Annotated in this window: 17 protein-coding genes; 7 read left to right on the forward strand and 10 right to left on the reverse strand. The window is 34.0% G+C overall.

What is annotated here, in order from left to right:
• Window positions 1–28 precede the first annotated feature (28 nt).
• From DICTH_RS09190 to DICTH_RS09215, 6 genes are all read right to left on the reverse strand, one after another.
• Window positions 29–2,086, reverse strand: a complete 2,058-nt coding sequence (locus DICTH_RS09190) for a discoidin domain-containing protein (RefSeq protein ID WP_012548465.1) — start codon at window positions 2,084–2,086, stop codon at window positions 29–31.
• A gap of 18 nt (window positions 2,087–2,104) precedes the next feature.
• Window positions 2,105–2,983, reverse strand: a complete 879-nt coding sequence (locus tag DICTH_RS09195) for a carbohydrate ABC transporter permease (RefSeq protein ID WP_012547812.1) — start codon at window positions 2,981–2,983, stop codon at window positions 2,105–2,107.
• A 15-nt stretch (window positions 2,984–2,998) separates the two neighbouring features.
• The gene (locus DICTH_RS09200; RefSeq protein WP_012547280.1) at window positions 2,999–3,871 is read right to left on the reverse strand and encodes a carbohydrate ABC transporter permease; all 873 of its coding nucleotides are present in this window, start codon (window positions 3,869–3,871) and stop codon (window positions 2,999–3,001) included.
• Between the two features lie 51 nt (window positions 3,872–3,922).
• Window positions 3,923–5,302, reverse strand: a complete 1,380-nt coding sequence (locus DICTH_RS09205) for an ABC transporter substrate-binding protein (protein WP_012548524.1) — start codon at window positions 5,300–5,302, stop codon at window positions 3,923–3,925.
• Window positions 5,303–5,331: 29 nt separating this feature from the next.
• Entirely contained in the window at window positions 5,332–5,847 is a 516-nt protein-coding gene (locus tag DICTH_RS09210; protein WP_012547023.1) for a hypothetical protein, read from the reverse strand.
• Between the two features lie 255 nt (window positions 5,848–6,102).
• Window positions 6,103–7,137, reverse strand: coding sequence for a LacI family DNA-binding transcriptional regulator (locus tag DICTH_RS09215; protein WP_012547628.1), 1,035 nt, complete (start codon window positions 7,135–7,137; stop codon window positions 6,103–6,105).
• Window positions 7,138–7,343: 206 nt separating this feature from the next.
• On the opposite strand from DICTH_RS09215, the gene DICTH_RS09220 reads away from it, so the two are divergent.
• The 4 genes from DICTH_RS09220 (at window position 7,344) to DICTH_RS09235 (ending at window position 13,560) form a co-directional block, all read left to right on the forward strand.
• Window positions 7,344–8,684, forward strand: a complete 1,341-nt coding sequence (locus DICTH_RS09220) for a glutamine synthetase family protein (protein WP_012548729.1) — start codon at window positions 7,344–7,346, stop codon at window positions 8,682–8,684.
• A 91-nt stretch (window positions 8,685–8,775) separates the two neighbouring features.
• On the forward strand, window positions 8,776–10,014 hold the full coding sequence (locus DICTH_RS09225) for a M48 family metallopeptidase (RefSeq protein WP_012547452.1): 1,239 nt from the start codon (window positions 8,776–8,778) through the stop codon (window positions 10,012–10,014).
• A complete protein-coding gene (locus DICTH_RS09230; protein WP_012546924.1) occupies window positions 10,011–11,594 on the forward strand; it encodes an NAD+ synthase in 1,584 nt (527 codons plus the stop codon). Before DICTH_RS09225 ends, DICTH_RS09230 begins: the two co-directional genes overlap by 4 nt.
• Before the next feature lie 43 nt (window positions 11,595–11,637).
• Window positions 11,638–13,560, forward strand: a complete 1,923-nt coding sequence (locus DICTH_RS09235) for a transketolase (RefSeq protein WP_012547776.1) — start codon at window positions 11,638–11,640, stop codon at window positions 13,558–13,560.
• 30 nt (window positions 13,561–13,590) lie between these two features.
• Here the strand turns inward: DICTH_RS09235 and DICTH_RS09240 are convergent, their stop codons facing one another.
• A complete protein-coding gene (locus tag DICTH_RS09240; protein ID WP_012548670.1) occupies window positions 13,591–14,634 on the reverse strand; it encodes a glucuronyl esterase domain-containing protein in 1,044 nt (347 codons plus the stop codon).
• A gap of 15 nt (window positions 14,635–14,649) precedes the next feature.
• Window positions 14,650–15,576 carry a hypothetical protein gene (locus tag DICTH_RS09245; RefSeq protein ID WP_012547591.1) on the reverse strand — a complete coding sequence of 309 codons (927 nt, stop codon included), beginning with the start codon at window positions 15,574–15,576 and terminating at the stop codon, window positions 14,650–14,652.
• A 100-nt stretch (window positions 15,577–15,676) separates the two neighbouring features.
• Here DICTH_RS09245 and DICTH_RS09250 point away from each other — a divergent pair, with 100 nt between their 5' ends.
• The 3 genes from DICTH_RS09250 to DICTH_RS09260 are packed head-to-tail and all read left to right on the forward strand — an operon-like array spanning window position 15,677 to window position 19,256.
• The gene (locus tag DICTH_RS09250; RefSeq protein WP_012547268.1) at window positions 15,677–16,486 is read left to right on the forward strand and encodes a histidinol-phosphatase; all 810 of its coding nucleotides are present in this window, start codon (window positions 15,677–15,679) and stop codon (window positions 16,484–16,486) included.
• Window positions 16,487–16,503: 17 nt separating this feature from the next.
• Complete coding sequence (locus DICTH_RS09255) at window positions 16,504–17,937, forward strand: TldD/PmbA family protein (RefSeq protein ID WP_012547018.1); 1,434 nt, start codon at window positions 16,504–16,506, stop codon at window positions 17,935–17,937.
• A complete protein-coding gene (locus DICTH_RS09260; RefSeq protein ID WP_012547929.1) occupies window positions 17,937–19,256 on the forward strand; it encodes a TldD/PmbA family protein in 1,320 nt (439 codons plus the stop codon). Before DICTH_RS09255 ends, DICTH_RS09260 begins: the two co-directional genes overlap by 1 nt.
• 32 nt (window positions 19,257–19,288) lie before the next feature.
• Here the strand turns inward: DICTH_RS09260 and DICTH_RS09265 are convergent, their stop codons facing one another.
• Both DICTH_RS09265 and DICTH_RS09270 read right to left on the reverse strand, forming a co-directional pair.
• Window positions 19,289–19,741, reverse strand: coding sequence for an Hsp20/alpha crystallin family protein (locus DICTH_RS09265; protein ID WP_012547816.1), 453 nt, complete (start codon window positions 19,739–19,741; stop codon window positions 19,289–19,291).
• A 124-nt stretch (window positions 19,742–19,865) separates the two neighbouring features.
• Entirely contained in the window at window positions 19,866–21,224 is a 1,359-nt protein-coding gene (locus DICTH_RS09270) for an FAD-dependent oxidoreductase (protein WP_012548671.1), read from the reverse strand.
• Window positions 21,225–21,281 lie beyond the last annotated feature (57 nt).

Below are 21,281 nucleotides of genomic sequence, written 5' to 3' on the forward strand. Positions count from 1 at the left end.
ATAACCTTACTACTCCCTTCTTAATTTTTTATTCCTTTACTTCGTCAGAATAGATCTCTAATTCGCCAATTTGTCCTCCTGTAGCCCCCGTATTTGCATAGAAAATAATTTGGACAAATCTTACCTCTGTAGGCTCTTTTAACTTAATATCCACAATATTACTTGTGAAGGGGTCAAAGATGTAATCTGCTTTGGGAACAAGAGTAAAATATTCATTACCATCTAAACTATACTTAATTTCAAAAGTTTGTATCCTCTTACTCCATATTCTATCAGGATTTAAAGCAATCCTTATAGTATGTATCTTATATACTTTTTCAAGATCAACGGTGACTATATTAGGATAAGAATTCGCCTTTCCTTCCCAATAACTCTTAATCTTTCCATCATTAGCATATCTTTCTCTATAAACATCTTGAAATCCATTAGCAGTAATAGGCTTCTTAAGAGCTACGTTCACTCCTGAGGGTTTTTCAGGAACTATAGGCTGGAAATTCTTGAAACTTTCAGGAACTTGAGACTCTGTTTGCTCTGGGGTTTTGACAAGCCTAACATACTCAGGCTTAATATTAGAAAGAGATTTCAGTATATTAGGATCATATTTTCTAACTGAAGTTTGTATTTCTCCAGTAAAACTTATATTAATATTTTTGACAAAAGGATTTATCTTAAACCTTCCTTCTTCAAGAGACTTAATTTTCTTGCCCAAAATCTCCAAGTTTTTAATTGATACATTCTCCACAGTATGCTTTTCATCATAACCAATAATCCTTGAGGGAGGAAAATTTCCTCTAAGTACTCTAACGTTCTCTACACTTACATTTCTTATATTTCCTCTTTCCTTTGTAGAAGACCATTGACTAGCAAGTACTGCAAAATCAATCAATTGATTATTTTCTCCTGCATCTCCTTGTCCCATAAGAGCATTTTCCACCACTATGTTTTCATAATATATGTTTTTCACAAGAGCATCATCACTATTATGAATACTTATTACAGGTTTATGGAAATTATATAAAACTGTAATATTTCTAAAGCTAATATCAGAGATTACAGCATTTTCCTTCTGTCCTTTATTAGTCTCATAACCTATCTCCATAGATTGTGCAAGATCAGTCCATATCTGTATATTATTGAAGTTTATAAATTTCGAATCTCCAGAGTAATTTTTAACCACAAGACTATCATCCCAACTTCTTACAAAAGAATCAGAAACATTAATATTCCTTGAAGACTGAATAGTTACACCATCACCATTTTGTCTTGCAGTAATTATCTTTACATTCTTAACTACTGTATTTTCACATTCAAATAAGTTTAATGCCCAGGCATTTGGATTAGTGATTATAACTCCCTCTATAGTAATTCCCTTACTATTCCTCAGGTTGATAGGAACTCTTGCTATCTCTCCAGGAGTGAGCCAATTTTTCCATATACTCCCATCAATAATTCCTCTTCCCCTTATAGTTACGTTATTTAAAAATATTCCATGAACTGAGGTGTGAAGTACTGCTCCTCCAGAGATATAAAGAGTCTGTCCACTTTGTAAAGGAATATCCTCTATGGTCCATTCTCCAGGCCCTATATAAATAACATTCGGATCATTTTTATCAGGAACATCTTTTTCAAGAGGATTTACAAATATATGGAGAGCCCTATCGGGAGAGTCGTTGAATATTACGGTGTAAAATCCAGGCTCTTCAATATAAAAAGTTATATTTTTTCCACTTATTATAGGTTTAATACTATACGAAGAGGGCAAAACATTACAACTCTTTACGTCTTTTGTTGTAGATATCTCAATTTTTAACTTTCCTCCTTCATAATCAAAGTAACACATAGGAGTCGAAGAAAGCTTTATTTCTTCATTTCCAAGCCATCTTCTATTGGGATTTACAGGAATATCATATACAAAAACTTCATGTCCCCCCACTTTAACTCTTATATCACTTGCAGGCTTCATAGTCTTAGGTGCCTCATAGATCACAAGTTTTGGCTCTGTTAAATTTTGAGCAAAATTTACCTCCAAGATTAAATTTAGAAGTAAGAACAGCACTATAAAAGAGAAAAATTTAAAAGATTTCATAAAAAGCACCTCCTAAACTTATCCTTTTATTCCTCCTCGAGTCATTCCCTCCATCATATATCTCTGGAAAAAGGCAAAAAGCAATATGGGAGGAATTATCGAAAAAGTAACAGCTCTTATAATATCCACATCGGTAGCAACACTAGTCCTAAATTGAAACAACCTTACCATCACCGTCTCTTTTCCTGTATTGTTAAGGAGCAGGTATGGCAATAGAAAATCTGACCAAGCACTATTTATAGTAAATATGGTGATCACCGTATTTATTGGATAACTCAAGGGAAAAACAACTTTAAAAAATATAGACCATTCTCCTCCTCCATCTATTCTTGCAGCCTCTATAATGGATTGAGGGATAGAGTCAAAAAAGTTCTTATAAAGTATCACAAAAAAAGCATTAGCTCCAGCTGAAAGCCACAAAGGTATAAAACTTCCCTGTAATCCCAATCTCACTATGTTTATAAAAAGAGGGACAATACTCGTTGTGGTAGGAATCATTAGGCTCCATAATAAAAGATAATAGATAAGTTTGTACCCCTTAGGTTTTATCTTAGAAAGAGCATAGCCTAGTAGTCCATTACCAACAACAGCAAAAACTATACTTCCAATCACTACTATGAAGGAATTAAGATAAAATTTGCTGAAATTTAGGAGTTTCCAAGTCTCAATAAATTTATTTATATCATAAGATTTAGGAAGAATTCTTGGCTCATTAACAAACTCTCTTAAATCTTTAAAGCCTGAAAGTATAGTCCATATGATAGGAAATACAGCTACAAATACCACAATAAAACCCACTAAATATATCAAAAGATATAAAAACTTTACAGAATTTCTCCTAAAATCATAAGTTCTCAATAAACCATAATCTTTTTTTAAAGAAAACAACCTATTCATCTTAACCCCCATAAACTATTCTTCATTTACCTTAACTAGTCTGTTATACACTGTAGTCAAAAGAAGAAGAATCAAAGCAATAATTACAGAGATAGATGCAGCTTTAGGATAATCAAATTTTTCAAAAGCATATTTATATACAAGAAGCATCAATGTAGTTGATGCGTTATTAGGTCCACCATTAGTAAGGACTAATGGCTCATAAAGTACCTGAAATACAAAAATTATTTGTAGAATTAGAAGAGTCCTTGCTAAATTGTATATTTGAGGAAGAGTGATATACTTTAATCTTGCCCATATACCTGCACCATCTATAGTAGCAGCCTCATAAAGCTCTGGATCTATTCCTTGCAATCTTGCCAAATATATAAGAGTAGTTGCTCCCGCTGAACGCCAGGTCATAAAAAGTACTATAAGAGGAATAACTAAATGAGATTTTGTAAGCCATGCTTGGGGAGGAAAACCTAATTTTCCAAGAAGTATATTCAGAAGCCCTGTCTTACCTGCCCTATATATGTATAGCCACATTATTGCTACTGCAAGACCAGGAATTACGTTGGGTAAGTATACGGATACTCTAAAAAATCCTTTAAAATGAATAATTTCATTAATAATAATGGCAAGGATTATAGGTACTAAAAAACCTATAACTAAGGACCAAAAGGTATATAAAAAAGTATTAAAGAAAGCAGCCTTAAAATCTGGATGTTGAACAACTTCTATATAATTTTGAAAACCTACAAACCTCTCTAATCTGATACCCTTTGCCGAATAAAAGGACATCACCACGCTCGCCAAAAGAGGCTCCCACAGAAAAAAGACAAAAAGAATAATAGAAGGGGCCATTATTATCCATCCAGCTATATCCTTTTTATGTCTTTTAAACATCTTACCTTCCTCCTAAAGAATATGGGGAGCACAAAAAGTGCTCCCCATACTTTACTTTTTCTTATTTACATACATGTCTAGCATCTTTTGTAGATTGCTATTTGCAACATCAAGAAGTTTCTTCACATCAGCGTTTTTATCAGTTACCACAGCCTGTAATACTTTCGTTAACTCAGCATACATATCCTGGGTTAAATAGGGTTCTTCAGGACGTAAGACATTAGGCTTTTTTATCCAGTTATAGTAATCATTATAAAGTCTCATGTCTACATTCCTATATTGCTTTGTTATCTCTTCCTGAGCCTTAAGCCAATCCTTTGCAATCCAGGCCGGAAAAGAAGGAATTACAGGTACTCCATTTTTTACTCTATTTTCTGCATCTGCCTTCATTCCTGCCAGAGATTCAGGAGTCACTACAGGAGCCTTCCCCATAATTTCAAGGAAGTTTAGAGCAGCCATAATCTCATCAGAGGTTGCTTTAGCGCTGAACATATAAGGAGTACCACCCATGAGAGAATACTGATGCCCTTTAGGGCCAGCTGGAACAGGGACAATAGCAAGTTTATCAAGAGGCATTCCATAGACTTGAGTAGGCTGGTTTACAGCATCCTGAGCTCCAAGATACATTGCAGCTCTTCCAGTTGCTATAGCCTCGAAACCAGATCCCCAGTCTTCACTAGTGGGATCATCGGTTAAGACATTATATTTCCATTTCAAATCCTTAACAAAATTCATTGCTGCAACAACCTCAGGAGAATTTAAATTTGCATACCATTTTCCATCTTTTTGTATCTCAAGCTTAGCTCCAAAATTCCATGCTATTTGTGTAAAATGCCATCCCCCTGCATTATCTTTTGCAAGAAGACAAAAACCTGCACTACCAGTTTTATCCTTTATAATTTTTGCAAATTTAGCCAATTCATCCCATGTCTTTGGATATTTAGGAGTACCATCAGGATTCATTAAACCAGCCTTTTCAAAAAGTTCAAGATTTAGATACATACCGAGGGCATAGGCATCCCTTGGAACACCATAGATCCTATTATTTTTAGAAAGTATTTGTTTTACTGATGGGTTCATTAAACTATCCCATCCCTTTTTCTTTAGCTCATTGGTTATATCCTTGACAAAACCACCTGCAATAAGCTTTTGAGGTTCTGTAAACCATGTCTCAAAAATAGTTGGTAGATTACCAGATTCAGCAAGAGGTACAAAAGTATCAGGAGAATACTTGTATGTAGCTGGAACAACTTGCACATTAGGATATTTCTTTTCAAACTCTTTTTTCCATTTTTCAAACATCTCAATGTCACTTTTCAATGTGGGCTCAGGCCACATTCCAAGCTTCAGTACTATCTTTTTTTGAGCAAAAATTTCCGATCCGTTAAATATCAAAAGCAAAAGTAAGAAAAATATAAGAAACTTCTTCATAACTTTTGCCTCCTTAAACTCCCTTTAACCTATTTAACATATTTCTCAGGATTATTAGTTAATATCATACTTTTAACATATATCTTAGCCTTCACAGCTCCTGCTTTATTAAAAGCAAGATCAGGTTCTGCTTTAGTACCATCTCCCCAATTTTTTAAACCATGAGCAAATAAATCAATCACATAGGTCTTAAATTCGGTAGATAGAGTTATTCCCCAATCAGTAAAAGTCTTTTTTAAATTTCCAAGAGTCATAACTATATTTTGTGCATCTTTTGGATCATCAGCTTTAATAGTAATTACCACGTACCTATAGTCCTCTGCTTCCATAAAATCATCTTTAAAATTTAAGGTCATCCAAGCATTTTCGATACTTGAATCAAAAACCAATAGTCCCTTTTCTAATTTATAAGCTGGACCATATGGTCCCCAATAACCTTCCCCATTCTGTTCCTCAAATTTCGTTGCCACAATAAAATCGTCATCTGCAAAAACAAAAGTAAAAAGTAAAAGCATAATTAAAATACCTAAAATATACCTTTTCATTTTAAATACCTCCCTACTTAAATTAAATTTGGAAAATTAAAAACAAGTTTTTATTATATTAAGTTGAACGTTAAACTTTAAACTACTATCTAATAACCCCCTTTCTCCTTCTTTATAGGTAAAGATCTTTTACTTTAACGTTAAACTTGATTAAGTTTAAAATTAATTTAAAGAAAACTTCAATCACTTTTATAAGGATAAAAAACAAACTTTTGCAACTTATATTATACTTTTCTCCTATTTTTAAAATTTTTCTCAATTTTTAGCAAAATATCTCACACTTTCTCTCTCGACAATTCTAACTGGCAATATCACTGTTCTTTCTTTAATAGGCTTTCCTTCAAGATAATCCACAAGCATTTTAGCAGCGATTATTCCCTTCTTCTCAACATCTTGATGGATAGTCGTAAGTCTTGGCGAAGTTATGAGACTTATGTCAAGATCATCAAATCCCACAATTGATACCTCGTCAGGAATTTTTACCCCCATCTCAATCAGTCCACTCATAATCCCCGCAGCCATAATATCTGCAGTGACAAATATGGCAGTAAAGTCTTTTCTTTCACTCAACTTTCTTCCCAACTCTATACATTCTTCTACCCTTGTCCCATGTTCATAAACGTTCTCTTTTTTAAAGGGAATACCAAATTCCTCTAAAGCCTTTTTATACCCCTTCAATCTTTCTTCCAAAACTCCCTTAGGCTTAATCTTAGGAGATACAAATAAAATTTCCCTGTGTCCTTTTTCTATCAAATATTTTGTAGCCAAATAACCCCCTTTAAAATCTTCAAGGCCAACTTTTAAGAACTTGTCACCATCCACATAACTATCTATAAGTACTACGGGAATTTCCGTTTTTAAAAGTGTCTCATAAAATTCATCCTCAAAAATACCTGTAACTATTACTCCATCAAGATTCCAATTTTTCAAAAGAGCAATTAATTCCTCTTTATTGTTTACTGTACGCAACATAATAAAATATCCCCTACTACTTAATTCCTTCTCAACTCCTCCTAAGAAAACTGTATGAAATGGATCTTGTATAAAACTCCCCCTTGCAGTAGGTATTAAACAATTTATGACCCCTACTATTTTCGAATTTCTTTTAACTAAAGATCGTGCAAGCATATTAGGCACATAACCTTTTTCTTCTATTATTTTTTCAATCTTCCTTACTGTTTCAGCAGAAACATGCTCATATTTTTTGTGTATGACATTAGAAACTGTAGTAGGACTTACTCCAGCTTCTTTTGCAATGTCTTTTATAGTAATCAAATTCTTTTTTTTCATACTCTTCACCCTTTTTGCATTTTAAAAAATATTATACAAGAAAATACAACTCGTTATCGCTCATAGAATATAAAAATACTCTTTTAGGAAAGCGGTAATAAACAGCCATCTTTCAAATTTAATTTTTCCTTTATAATATTGTGATAAAATTTCAAAAATAAGACATAAAATAAAGTTATAAAACACTTTTAAAGGGAGGAAAAAAGATGATAAACAGTTTTCCAAAGACAAAAGAAGAGGTTTTAAAGTATGTTAAAGAGAATAATGTCTACTTCATAGAAATTTGGTTCACAGACATCTTAGGGTACCTAAAAAGTTTTACTATAACTGCCCATGAGTTAGAAAAGGCCTTCGAAGAAGGATTGGGTTTTGATGGCTCTTCTGTTAGAGGATTCACAAGAATAGAAGAAAGTGATATGATTGCTTTTCCTGAACCAGAAACCTTTACCATCCTTCCTTGGAGACCTAAAGACAAAAAAGTGGCAAGAATGTTTGCAACAATCTTAGAACCAAACGGAAAACCCTTTGAAGGAGATCCCAGAAATGTCCTAAGAAGAATGCTTGCAAAAGCAAAAGAATTAGGCTTTACTTATTATGTAGGACCTGAATTAGAATACTTCTATCTCAAAGCTCCAAGCTCTAACCCTGAAGTTTTAGATTGGGGAGGATATTTTGACTTAATACCCAGAGATGAAGCTATTGATTTAAGACATCAAACAGTATCAATATTGGAAGAAATGGGTATTGAGGTAGAACTTACTCATCATGAAGTGGCTCCATCTCAGCATGAGATAGATTTTCGATATGCAGAAGCTTTAACTATGGCAGATATTGTAATGACAGCAAGATTGGCTGTAAAAGAAGTAGCATATCTTAATGGAGTTTATGCCACTTTTATGCCTAAACCCCTCTTTGGCCAAAATGGATCTGGAATGCATGTTCATATGAGTTTATTCAAAAATGGCAAAAATGCCTTCTTTGATCCTAACGATAAATATCATCTTTCTGATACTGCAAAACACTTTATCGCAGGTCTTTTAAAACATGCAAAAGAGATAACCCTTATTACTAACCAATGGGTAAATTCTTACAAGAGATTAGTACCTGGATATGAGGCTCCTGTTTATATATCTTGGGCTATGAGAAATAGATCTGACCTTATAAGAGTTCCTATGTATAAGCCTGGAAAGGAAGAAGCAACAAGAATTGAGTACAGGGCTCCTGATCCTGCTTGTAATCCATATTTAGCTTTTGCTGTAATACTTGCTGCAGGTCTCGAAGGAATAGAAAAGAAATATCCTCTTCCTGAGCCTATAGAAGAAAATGTTTATCATATGACCGAAGAAGAAAGAAGAAAAAGAGGAATAGAAAGCCTTCCTGGAAGCTTAATTGAGGCCATAGAAATAACAGAAAAAAGTGAATTAGTAAGAAAAGCATTAGGAGATCATGTTTTCACAAACTTTATAGAGAACAAAAAGATAGAATGGGACAATTATAGAAAACAAGTTACTACCTATGAATTAGAAACCTATTTACCTGTACTATAAAAAAGAGGGGGACATTGCGTCTCCCTCTTTTTCATTTCCAAAGAACTATAATATAATCATCCGTAGCGGTTTTTAAAAATAGGAGGTAAATATGTTTCTTTGGATTTTTTTAATATTTATAATAGGAAAAGAAATCGTTCATGCTTATCTTAGCTGGAGGAACCTAAAGTATGCCACATCTCATAAAGAAATCCCTGACATACTTAAGGATATAATAACGGAGGAAAATTTCAAAAAAGCTAAAAGCTATCTAAAGGATAATACCATATTTGGTTTTATCAGTCAGGCCTTTGATTTAGTAATTACTTTAGTCTTCTTATTTTTCCTTTATCCCTATATTGAGAATTTTGTATCTTCTATTACATCTTCTTTTGTTCTTCAAGGACTTCTATTCTTTGCAATTTCTGGACTTATAAACTTAATCTTATCCCTACCCTTTCAAATCTACGATACTTTTGTTATAGAACAGAAATATGGATTTAATACAATGACTGTAAAAACCTTTATCTTGGATATCATAAAGTCTATTATAATATCGGTAATCTTAGGTACCCCAATTCTCTCGCTCTTGCTTTACATAATAAAAGTAGATCCAAATTTCTGGTGGAAGTTTGCTCTTGTGGTAATTTTCTTCGAGGTTTTCATGATTTACATATATCCAGTACTCATAGCCCCTCTTTTCAATAAGTTTATTCCTTTAGAAGAGGGAGAACTGAAAAATAAAATAATGGAAATTGCAGATAAAAATGGATTTAAAATAAGTAATGTATTTATCATGGATGCTTCTCGAAGGACAAAAAAACAAAACGCTTACCTTACTGGTCTTGGAAAAACAAGAAGAGTAGTACTATATGACACTATACTCTCCTATCCCCAAGAAGAAATACTTGCCATATTTGCCCATGAATTAGGACATCATAAGAAGGGACATATCACCAAATCATCAATTCTATCAATAGTCTTTTATGTTCTATATATATACTTAACCTTTTTAGTATATAAAAAAGCTCCTTTTACTCAATATTTCGGAATTAAAAAAGAATTTACCATACTTCTATATTCTTTCATGTTCATTTCTTCTCTATTCTATTTCATAACTCCATTAGTGAATGCCATATCCAGAAGATTTGAATATGAAGCAGACAAATTCTCTGCCGAAATTCTTAACACTCCTTATCCCCTAATCAACGCTCTTAAGAGATTAATAAAAGAAAATCTATCCAACATTTATCCTGATCCCTTATTCCGCACATGGTATTATTCCCATCCAGCTCCTGTAGAAAGAATATACAGTCTACTAACTTTAGATAAGGAGGCAAAAAGCAAATGAAAATCACTTTAGCTCAAATAAATCCCACTATTGGAGATATAGAAGGAAATTTAATAAAGATAAAAAATGCCATATTAAAAGCTATTTCCGATAAAAGTGACGTGATTATCTTTCCAGAGCTTTCCTTGTTGGGATATCCCCCTTTTGATCTCTTAAAGAATAGAATTATTAGAGATAAATTAGAAAGAGCACTTCAAAAAATCTTAGAAGAAAAATTCTCCATAAATATTCTTTTAGGAGCTCCCTATTTTGAAAATAATAAAACCTATGACAGTGTATATTGGATAAAGGAAAATAAAGTAATAAAAAGAATTGATAAATTCTATTTCTCAAATGATCCGTTAGGTCAGAATGATTATTTCTCCAAGGATGCAAAGCCGGAATATATAGAAATAAATGATAAAAAGATCGCAATATTAATAAGTGATGATACTCTCTTTTCCTATGATTTCTCAGGGTTTAATGATTACCTTAAAAACTCTAATTTAATTCTTATAGTATCCTCCTCTTTTTACTACTTTGGAAAAAGGAAAGAAAAAATTGAAAAAATATCTAATTTTGCAAAGAACTTAGGTAAAAAAGTTATTTATATTAACCAGGTAGGAGGAAATGGAGAGTTAGTTTTTGAAGGAGGAAGTCTTGTGATTTCTGAAGAAGGAACTGTAATTTTTGAAGGAGAAATCTTCAACGAAGACATTAAAACAATAGACCTTGAAAGTCTTTTCCCAATACTCCACAAAAATGAAGACCTTTCCTTTCTATATAACAGCCTTGTCATGGGGTTAAGAGATTTTATAAAAAAATCTGGCTTTAGAAAAGCTGTAATAGGGCTTTCTGGGGGCATAGATTCTGCTCTTGTAGCTTGTATAGCCACAGAAGCCTTAGGAAAAGACAATGTTCTTGGTGTAAGTCTTCCCTCTATTTACACCTCTAAAGAAAGCATAGAGGATGCCAAAATACTCTCTCAAAACTTAGGTATCGAATTTAGAATAATTCCTATAAGTGAGATTTTTTACTCCTATCTAAAAGAATTAAATCCGTCAGAAAAACCTGTAATGGATGTTGCCGAAGAAAATCTACAATCAAGAATAAGAGGTAATGTTTTAATGTTTATATCTAACAGGGAAGGATACCTCCTCCTTGCTACAGGAAATAGATCGGAAGCGCTCACAGGCTATTGTACTTTATATGGAGATACTGCAGGAGCCATAGAAGTTATTGGAGATATATATAAAACCACTGTGTATGAACTTGCAAATTATATAAACAAAGAAAAAGAAATTATACCTCAAAACATAATTACCAAGGCTCCTTCTGCAGAATTAAGACCAGGACAAAAAGATGAAGATTCTCTTCCCCCTTATTCTGTTCTTGATCCTATACTAAAGGCTTACGTAGATGAAAACAAACCTATGGAAGAAATTCTCCAAATGGGATATAAAGAAGAGCTTGTGAAAACTGTAATTGAAAAAGTAGAAAAGAGCGAATATAAAAGGAAACAAATCCCTCCTGTTTTAAGAGTAAGGTCTAAAAATCCACTTAGAGAAAGATTTTTCCCATTAGTTTATAAAATCATATGATATAATTCTTTAGATAAGTTTCAATAATAGGAGGTGTAACTTAATGAGAAGAAATCGTTTTACAGCCGAACAAGTAGATGAAAAGGATATAGAATACCTAAAAGCTCTTGCTCACAAATGCAGAGGCGATATTCTAAAGATGACAACTCTTGCTGGTTCAGGACATCCTGGTGGCTCCATGTCATCCATAGAAATGTACTTAACCCTGTACTATTTTGCCAATGTTGACCCCAAAGATCCTAAAAATCCTGATAGGGATAGAATCATTATCAGTCATGGACATACCTCTCCAGGCGTATATTCTGCCTTAGGAAATTTAGGATTTTTTAATATCGACGAAGCTATAGCCTACTTCAGACTCGCAGGAAGTATATTTGAAGGACACGTAGAAAGATACGTTCCTGGAGTTGAATGGAGTACTGGAAATTTAGGCCAAGGACTTTCTGCAGGATGTGGAATGGCTATTTCTGCAAAACTTCTTAAAAAAGATTTCCACGTCTTTGTAGTTATGGGAGATGGAGAACAGCAAAAAGGCCAAATCTCCGAAGCCCGAAGATTTGCTAAAAAATATAACCTATCTAATTTGACTGTACTCATAGACTATAACAAATTACAACTCTCAGGGCCTCTTTCTGAAATAATGCCTCAGAATATTAAAGAAAATTATCTTGCCGATGGATGGGAAGTAATAGAAGTAGATGGACACGATTTCAAAGCTCTTTACAAAGCCATAAGAGAAGCAATCTATGATAACAAGCCTACAGCTATTCTTGCCCACACCATTATGGGTAAGGGCGTATCATTTATGGAAAACAAATTCGAGTTTCATGGAAGAGCATTAAAGCCTGACGAATACAAAAAAGCCTTAGAAGAATTAGGGATTGAAGATGATCTTGAAAAATACAAAAAAATGAGAGAGGAATTTAAACCTTCTGGAAAACATATAATAGAGCCTTATACCATAAACATAAATATAGGTACTCCCTTTACTTATGAAAAAGACGCAAAGATAGATAATAGAGGTGCTTTTGGGAAAGCCCTTGCAGATCTTGGAAAACTAAATGTAGGAAAGGAAGGAACAACACCTATAGCAGTGGTAGATTGCGATCTAATGGAATCAGTAAGAACTCATGAGTTTGGTAAAATAGCTCCTGAGAATTTCTTTGAGGTAGGTATACAGGAACATAATGCAGCAACTCTTGCAGGAGCATTATCCTCTCAAGGAGTAATTACATTTTTCGCAGATTTTGGCGTTTTTGGCGTTGATGAAACCTACAATCAGCATAGACTAAACGATATTAACTTTACAAATTTAAAAGTTATTGTCACTCACTGCGGACTTGATGTAGGTGAAGATGGAAAAACTCATCAATGTATTGACTACATCGGAGCTTTTAGAAATCTCTTTGGTTTTAAGATTATTGTACCTGCAGATGGAAACCAAACTGATAGAGTAATAAGATATGTAGCAAAAGAATTTGGAAACTTCTTAGTCGCAATGGGAAGGTCTGTAACCCCAATTATTACCGATGAAAATGGCAATCCACTTTTTGGTGGTAATTATGAGTTTATATATGGAAAGATGGACAAAGTAAGGGACGGAGATAAAGCTGCAATTATAGCTTGTGGTCCCATGGTAGCAAAGGCAGTACAAGTTTGGGAAAAATTAAAAGAAAAGGGTATAAAAATTAAAGTTTTTAACTTTACATCTCCTAAAGAAATTGACTGGAACGCTTTATCTGAGGCTGCTAAAACAGGTTTTGTATTAACATACGAAGATCATAATGTATATACAGGAATAGGCAGTATAATAGCAGAAGCCCTTCTTGAAGGAGGATATAAAGTTAAGTTTAAGAAATTAGGAGTAAAAGAATACGGACTTTCTGGAAAACCTGATGCTCTTTACAAATTCCAGGGCTTAGATGTAGATTCAGTGGTAGATTTAATAATCAAAGAACTTGAGTAGTAATAAATTAAAAATTAAAGGGGAGGAAATTTATCCTCCCCTTTTTGTCTTATTAAAAATGAACTCACAAAAATCTATTAAATTATCAATATCTTCACGACAAATAGTATGTCCTCCTTCTCTATAGGCAAATCTAATCCTTTCAGCATACCCCCAAAATTCATAAACTTTTTTAGCTTCTAAGAAAGCACGCCAGGTTCCCTCGGGATCTGTCCATAGATCAGCATACCCTCCAGTGATAATTAAACCTCTCGGAGCACAGAGAGCTAATAATAGATGTTGATCAAAAGGTAATCTGTTCACATCATCAAACTCCCTAAAAATATCATTAAACCAATGAGCCTCTGAAGGACTCTGTAAGTTTGAAAATGGTTCAGAAGAAGGAGAAGCATATCTAAAAAGCGCAGTACCTCCTGCCCCTGAAGCATGAGGATTCACAATAAGAAACCTCTCGTCAAAAGCACCTGCTAAAATAGCAGCTTTACCAAAACGAGAAAAACCCGTAATAACTGACTTATAAGGATCTATTTTAGAAAAAGCCCCTTTACAGATTATATCCATAACCTTAGAAGCACCCCAACCCCATGCCATAAGTACTCCAGCACTCTTTCTTACATCCTTTGAGTAAGGATAGATCTCATAAAAAGCTCCTTGATGGGTAAAGTCATCCTTTGCTACTTGATAAGGATCAAAAATTACTACAGAATAACCCTTAGATGTAATATAAGGAATATGTTCTCCAATAAAACCAATAACTACAATAACAGGATATGGAGGATTAAAATTTTTCTCTTCAGGAAGGCTAAATCTTGCATTAAAAGTTGTTTCTCTATTTCCCTTTCTTATCCTAATACTTACTGTGTTTTCGTTAACTTTATAATCTACTTCTTCCTCAGAAGTATCAGGATAATAACCATACATATAAAATTGGTAGAGTTCTTTGATTTCTTGTCTTCTTCTATCCCAATCCTCCAAGTTCTCCCCTCTACTGCCATCAAAAAAAGTAAAGGGGTCAGGAAGATCATATAATAAGGGTAAATCCTTAGGTTTAGGGTATCTCTCAGATCTTTGCATCAACTCAGAAGATTATTAATCTCTTCTAAATATATTTTCCTCTGTAGGAGGCCAAAGGACATTCTCTTCCTGCATGAGATTAAAGGCATAAAGTTCCACATTTTCTGCCACAATTTCTTCTCTCTCTCGTATAGCCCTAAGTAGTCTTGCATAGAGTCTTTCTATTTCTTTAGCTAAAAAGTAAAGCTCTTCATTAGATTCAATTTTACAACTCCAAGTTTTCTTATCAAACTTTATATTTACAGGCCCCTGATAACTTTCTAAAGGAAGTAACATAAGTTCCGTAGTATTTTGTCCCCATTTCTCCACTAAAGTTCTCGCAATAGCAGAAAGAAGTTTTTCAGAAAATTCTATAATCTTCCTCCTAGCTTCCTTCTCCCAAAGTTCAAGATAATCTTTAACTTCTATGGTATCAAGAGCATACACACTAATGAAACCATAAGGGGGAAGCACAACAGGGGGAGGATTGGTAGGTTTACCCTTTTTAAAAATCCAGAATTTAACATCCTCAGCACTTCTATATAAAACAACCCCACTAAATTCTCTATTTTGAAGGGCAGTGAAAAATTTTGTTGGTATAATAGTATTAGCATCTAAGTCTACATAAAGGGGAGTTCCTACATAAATAGCTGAGAGTACAAGAATAAGTACCACATCTGTGGGATAATAAGTAATCTTTCCATACCCTTGCTGAATCTGTCTCATTATAAAATCAACGGCTTCAATCCCTTCTAAAACTTTTTCATTTTCAACTTTAGCAAAGAAGGCCTTCCCCTCAAAAACAAAAATCGCTCCACGTACTTTCTCAGAATTATATATAATGACACCTGTAGCCTTTTCAGCCCTCAACTTTTTTATAAACCTTTCTGCATTAAGTAAGGCAGCAGGGAGATTTTCAAATTCAGGTTTTACTCTTTCCAAAAGATACATAAATTCTTTCATAAACTTCTCCCCCATAATAAAAAATTCCCTGTTAAAAGTTTAACATAAAATAAGTTAAAATAAAAGATATTACAAACAAAAAATATGGAGGTAATAAAGAATGCTGATAGACTATCACATGCATTTAGAAAGAGGACCATTTGAGGAAAATTGGTGGCTTAAATTTTATGAGAAAGGAAAAGAGAGAAATATTAAAGAATTAGGGATTTCAGAACATGGACATCGCTTCAAAGAATTTAGACCTATTTATAACCATCTTCCCATAACAGAGCCATGGTGTGATAGTACCCTCTCTGAGTATAAAGAATTTACTATGTTTTTGAAAAAGAAATATGGCATAAAGATTGGTGTTGAAATGGATTATTTTCCTGAAAAGGAAAAAGAAATCAAAGAACTTTTACAAGAATACAACTTTTTTGATTATGTTTTAGGGTCGGTACACTTTATAGACCACGGATTTGGTTTTGACATAGATCCCAATGATCCTCGTTGGACCGAAAGAGATATTGAAGAGATCTTTGAAGATTATTTTGATAAGCTAGAAAAACTAATAAAAAGTAATTTATTTGATGTGGTTGCACATCTTGATGTGGTGAAACTTTGGGGTGGAAGAAAACCTAAAAATTTAATTAGTCTATATGAAAAAACAGCTAAAATGATTGCCAATCACGATATATCTGTAGAATTAAATACTGCTGGTTGGAGAAAACCTGTAAATGAAATCTATCCTTCACCTGAATTCCTTAAATTATTAGTTCATTACAACATTCCATTAACTTTTGGAGCCGATGCCCATACACCTGAAGATGTAGGAAGAGATATCGAAAAAGCATATAAATTAGCAAAAGATTTAGGATTTAAAAGATTATCAATCTTCAATAAAAGAGATAGAATTATTGTAGATCTTTAAAGAAGGGAGTGAGAATTTTGTTAGAAATTGGTAGAGAGATCTTAAGTTATGCCTCAAGATTTGGTGGGGATTATGTAGATGTAAGAATTGTAAGAAGAAAACAAGAAGAAATAGAGGTTAAAAACGGAGTTTTAGAAAATGCAAGCAAAAACGAAACTTATGGTTTCGGGATAAGAGTACTTTATAAAGGAGCCTGGGGCTTTGCATCTTCTTTTGATCTATCAAACTATAAAAAAACCGTCGAAAAAGCTTTCCAAATAGCAAAAGCAAGTGCCTCAGTGAATAAAAAAAAGGTAGTTTTAGCTCCAGCAGAAGTTTACAAAACCAAATGGGAAAGTTATTACAAAATTGATCCATTCTCTGTTCCTTTTGAAAAAAAATTAGACCTTCTTTTTACTGCCGATAGAATAATGAGAGAGGTAAAAGGAATAAGCCTTACTGAAGCATATTTGTCTTTCTTTAAAGAAGATAAAGTATTTCTAAGTAGTGAGGGATCTGAAATTGAACAAAGTATTCTTGAAAGTGGGGGCGGTATAACAGCATATGCTATAGAAGGAGGAGACATTCAGAGAAGATCATATCCAAATTCTTTTGGAGGAGACTTTAGAAAAGGTGGATGGGAATTTATTGAGGAGTTAGATCTCATGGGAAATGCAGAAAGAATAGCTAAAGAAGCAGTTGCCCTTCTCTCAGCAGATCCACTACCTGAAATGGTAACCACTCTTATCCTCGATGGAACCCAACTAGCATTGCAAGTTCATGAGTCTTGTGGACATCCAACAGAGCTTGATAGAGTTCTAGGAATGGAGGCAAGTTTTGCAGGAACAAGCTTTTTGACTTTAGACAAAAGAAATAACTTTCAATACGGCTCAGAAATAGTTAATATTGTTGCTGACGCTACTCATCCCTATGGTCTTGGAAGCTTTGGATTTGATGACGAAGGAGTACCCGCCCAGAGAAGTTATTTAGTAAAGAATGGACTCTTTGTCGGATATTTAACTTCTAGGGAAACTGCCGTTATTTTTGGTGAAAAATCCAATGGTACTATGAGGGCAGACGGTTGGAACCGTATTCCTATTATAAGAATGACCAATATAAACCTTCTTCCTGGAGAAATGCCTTTTGAAGATCTTATTGCCTCAACCGATGAAGGGGTATATATGGCTGTCAATAAAAATTGGTCTATTGATGATAAAAGGTTAAACTTTCATTTTGGCTGTGAAATCGCTTATGAAATAAAAAATGGAAAACTTGGAAAAATTTACAAAAACCCATATTACACAGGAATAACCTACGAATTTTGGAGAAGCTGTGATGCTATAGCTGATGAAAAATCATGGAGAGTATGGGGAGTACCTAATTGTGGTAAGGGAGAGCCAATACAAATTGCAAGAGTGGGTCATGGGGTTTCACCTGCAAGATTTAGAAAAGTAAAGGTAGGTGGTAAATAATGTGGGGAGAAGATAAGATTTTAAGCCTATTAAAAGATATTATCAACAAAATACCTTTTGAGAGAAAGGAAGTAAGCTTATCTATAAATAGTCAAGAGCTAACAAGATTTGCCAACAACACTATTCACCAAAATGTGGCCGAAGAAAATTTATCTCTGACTATGAGGGTAGGTGAAGGAAAAAGAAAAATAATAGTAAATACAAGCGACATTGATAAGGAAAAAATAGATAAATTAATTCAAGACTTATATGACCTTTTGAAGGCTCAACCTGAAACTGAAGAACTATATTTACCCGAGTCAGAACCTATCCCTGAATATGAAAAAAATCTTATAGCACCCTCTCCTGAATTGAGAGCAGATCTTGTAAAAAACTTTATAGAGAAGGCAGAAAAACATAATTTAGATGCTTTCGGAGCCCTATCAGAAAACACCACAGAATTTGGGATTATAAATTCAAATGGAGTAGAGGCTTATGCCACCTATTCTTATGCCCATGGAAAGGTTATGTACATGGGAGAAGGATCAGGATATCAAGAAGAATTAGGGAAAAACTTAGTTAGCATAAACTTTGAAAAACTCTCTGAAAGAGCATTACAAAAATGTATAGATAGTAGAAATCCAGAAGAGATTGATCCTGGAATTTATACAGTAATTCTTGAACCCCTCGCTGTAGGAGAACTTTTTGAAATGCTTTCTTACTTTGGCTTTTCTGCAAAAGCTGTTCAAGAAAAAAGATCTTTCTTGAACCTTTATATGGGACAAAAAATCTTCAAAGAATTTATCAATGTCTTTGATGATGGATTAAACCCTGAAGGAATTGTAATTCCTATAGACTTTGAGGGAGTACCTAAAAAGAGAGTAGACCTAATAAAGAACGGGGTTCCTATAGGACCAGTATATGATACTGCAACAGCAGCAAAGGAAGGCAAAAAATCTACTGGACATGCTCTTCCTCCGCCATCCTGGGGGCCTGCTCCCTTAAATCTTTTCTTTACTCCTGGAGAAAAAACTTTGGAGGAAATAATAAGTGAAACCGAAAAAGGAATATTAGTGACAAGATTCCATTATGTAAATGCCTTTCTCGATCCTGTAAAAGTACTCGCCACAGGAATGACACGAGATGGAACCTTCTTAATAGAAAACGGAAAAATCAAAAAACCTTTAAAAAATTTAAGATTCACTCAAAGTTTTGTGGAAGCTTTAGCAAATGTGGTAGATATATCCAACGAGGCAATTTTAGTTCCCAGTATGGGTTTTTCAAAAGTACCAGCAATCAAAGTAGAAAATTTCAATTTCACAGGAAAAACTGAATTTTAAAAAAAGAAGGCGGGATAAACCCGCCTTCTTCTTTACTTCTCTTCCTTAATCTTTATCTTAATACCCTCAAGTTTTTCAGGTTTTGCCTTTGGTAATGTTAAGGTCAATACTCCGTTCTTATAAACAGCTTCGCTCTTGTCAGGTACTATGGGCTTTGGTAGATCTATTCTTCTATAGATCCTACCTAATCTTCTTTCCTTTCTATAGAAGTTCTCTTTCTTTACCTCTTCTTCCTCCTTAGTTTCTCCCTGAATTATTACACTATCTTCTGTTACACTGATATCTACATCTTCAGGCTTGAAGCCTGGAAGTTCAACTTTTAATACGATATTTTCATCAGTTTCATACATGTCTATGGCAGGAGCATAAGCTCCTCTTCTTTCCTCAACAGCTGTAGTTTCACCAAAGAAATCTGCGAATAATCTATCCATTTCTCTTTGTAAGTGTCTTATTTCCTCAAAAGGATCCCAATATCTTCTTAACATAGTCTCACCTCCCCTTTGAGATTTCAGATATATTAACTTTGTCTATATATATTATATATCCCTATATAACTATGTCAAGTCAAAAAACCAAAAATACCCTAAAATAATTAAGTAAAAATCTTGTTTAAGAATCTTTATATATCTTCTTTATTGCCTCCTGAGCAGCCATTACCACATGATAAACGGTAGGAGCGCATGTTAAATATGGATGAGTTGCCATTTGAAGAGTTTCAAGCTCCGATGCGGTTATCCTTTGCTGTATAGCTAAACCGATGAGATTAATGAGTTCTGCAAAAGACATTCCTCCTGCGATTTGTCCTCCAAGTAAAACTCCAGAATGTTTTGAAAAAATAAGTTTTACTTTTGTTTTGTTTACCCCTGGAAGGGTACCTGGATGCTTATCAATACCTTCAGCAATTCCTGTCACTACCTCAAATCCTTCTCTCATAGCACTGTTTTCGGTAAGACCTGCAGAGGCAAGTACAAGACCATCCACATAAGTAGAATAAACTGCAATAGTGCCTTTGTTCTCTCTTATTAATTTTATTTTATACAAATTAGCTCCCGCTATTCTTGCCTCAGCAGTAGCCGTTGAGGCAAGCATCACAGCAGTATTTCTTCTAGTATAAAAGTCCCTCTTTAAAGCACAATCTCCCACAGCAAAAATATCAGGATCAGAAGTCCTCATGTACTCATCAACCCATATAGCCCCAGTGTTTATAACCTCAAGTCCTGCTGTCTTTGCTAATTCAGAATTTGGCCTTGCTCCTATCCCCAAAAGTACCACATCCACATCTATCTCTCTTCCATCCTCAAGTCTTACTTTTCTAACCTTTTCATCTCCTATAAACTCAACTACTTTAGCATTAGTAAGGACATTAACTCCTTTCGATTTAAGTTTCTCCTCTACAAGTATGGAAAATTCCTCATCAAAAGACTGAGCAAGAAGATGAGGAAGCATCTCCACGAGATATACATTAATCCCTTGCAATTTTGAGACCTCATCTGCTATCTCTACCCCTATAAATCCTCCCCCAAGAATTAATACATTTTTAGACTTTCTTATCTCTTCGACTACCTCTTTGAGATAATCCAAATTCTTATAAATAGGGAATATATTTTTCTTTTCTATGCCTGGAATCTTAGGTATTATAGGAAGAGAACCTGTTGCAAGCACTAATTTCTCATAATAATACTTATCTCCTCCCTTGGTTTCCACATACTTCTCTTTTCTATTTATATTTACTGCCTCATCTACTAATACCTCTATTCCTGCATTTTCAAGCCCAGCATATCCCATTTTATTGTCTTCGGGCTTTTGGAGACTATAAAACATATAAGGAATACCACATGGAACCACACTATTTTGAACATTTCTCATAACAGTAATTTTTTTATCAGGATAATATTTTTTAGCAGTTGAGGCACAAACAATTCCTGCAGGACCTCCTCCTATTATAAGCACATCAGTTCTTTTATCCATAATCCTACCTCCTTTTATTAGGTATTTTCTTAGCTCAAATATTATACCATCTATTTA

The organism is Dictyoglomus thermophilum H-6-12, from assembly GCF_000020965.1.
Lineage (GTDB): Bacteria > Dictyoglomota > Dictyoglomia > Dictyoglomales > Dictyoglomaceae > Dictyoglomus > Dictyoglomus thermophilum.

Bases quoted from the DNA above. Each gene is read 5' to 3' on its own strand.
- DICTH_RS09245 (WP_012547591.1), bottom strand. From the start codon at position 15,576: ATGAAAGAATTTATGTATCTTTTGGAAAGAGTAAAACCTGAATTTGAA.
- DICTH_RS09250 (WP_012547268.1), top strand. From the start codon at position 15,677: ATGCTGATAGACTATCACATGCATTTAGAAAGAGGACCATTTGAGGAA.
- DICTH_RS09235 (WP_012547776.1), top strand. From the start codon at position 11,638: ATGAGAAGAAATCGTTTTACAGCCGAACAAGTAGATGAAAAGGATATA.
- DICTH_RS09230 (WP_012546924.1), top strand. From the start codon at position 10,011: ATGAAAATCACTTTAGCTCAAATAAATCCCACTATTGGAGATATAGAA.
- DICTH_RS09260 (WP_012547929.1), top strand. From the start codon at position 17,937: ATGTGGGGAGAAGATAAGATTTTAAGCCTATTAAAAGATATTATCAAC.
- DICTH_RS09270 (WP_012548671.1), bottom strand. From the start codon at position 21,224: ATGGATAAAAGAACTGATGTGCTTATAATAGGAGGAGGTCCTGCAGGA.
- DICTH_RS09195 (WP_012547812.1), bottom strand. From the start codon at position 2,983: ATGAATAGGTTGTTTTCTTTAAAAAAAGATTATGGTTTATTGAGAACT.
- DICTH_RS09200 (WP_012547280.1), bottom strand. From the start codon at position 3,871: ATGTTTAAAAGACATAAAAAGGATATAGCTGGATGGATAATAATGGCC.
- DICTH_RS09215 (WP_012547628.1), bottom strand. From the start codon at position 7,137: ATGAAAAAAAAGAATTTGATTACTATAAAAGACATTGCAAAAGAAGCT.
- DICTH_RS09225 (WP_012547452.1), top strand. From the start codon at position 8,776: ATGTTTCTTTGGATTTTTTTAATATTTATAATAGGAAAAGAAATCGTT.
- DICTH_RS09240 (WP_012548670.1), bottom strand. From the start codon at position 14,634: ATGCAAAGATCTGAGAGATACCCTAAACCTAAGGATTTACCCTTATTA.
- DICTH_RS09265 (WP_012547816.1), bottom strand. From the start codon at position 19,741: ATGTTAAGAAGATATTGGGATCCTTTTGAGGAAATAAGACACTTACAA.
- DICTH_RS09190 (WP_012548465.1), bottom strand. From the start codon at position 2,086: ATGAAATCTTTTAAATTTTTCTCTTTTATAGTGCTGTTCTTACTTCTA.
- DICTH_RS09210 (WP_012547023.1), bottom strand. From the start codon at position 5,847: ATGAAAAGGTATATTTTAGGTATTTTAATTATGCTTTTACTTTTTACT.
- DICTH_RS09205 (WP_012548524.1), bottom strand. From the start codon at position 5,302: ATGAAGAAGTTTCTTATATTTTTCTTACTTTTGCTTTTGATATTTAAC.
- DICTH_RS09220 (WP_012548729.1), top strand. From the start codon at position 7,344: ATGATAAACAGTTTTCCAAAGACAAAAGAAGAGGTTTTAAAGTATGTT.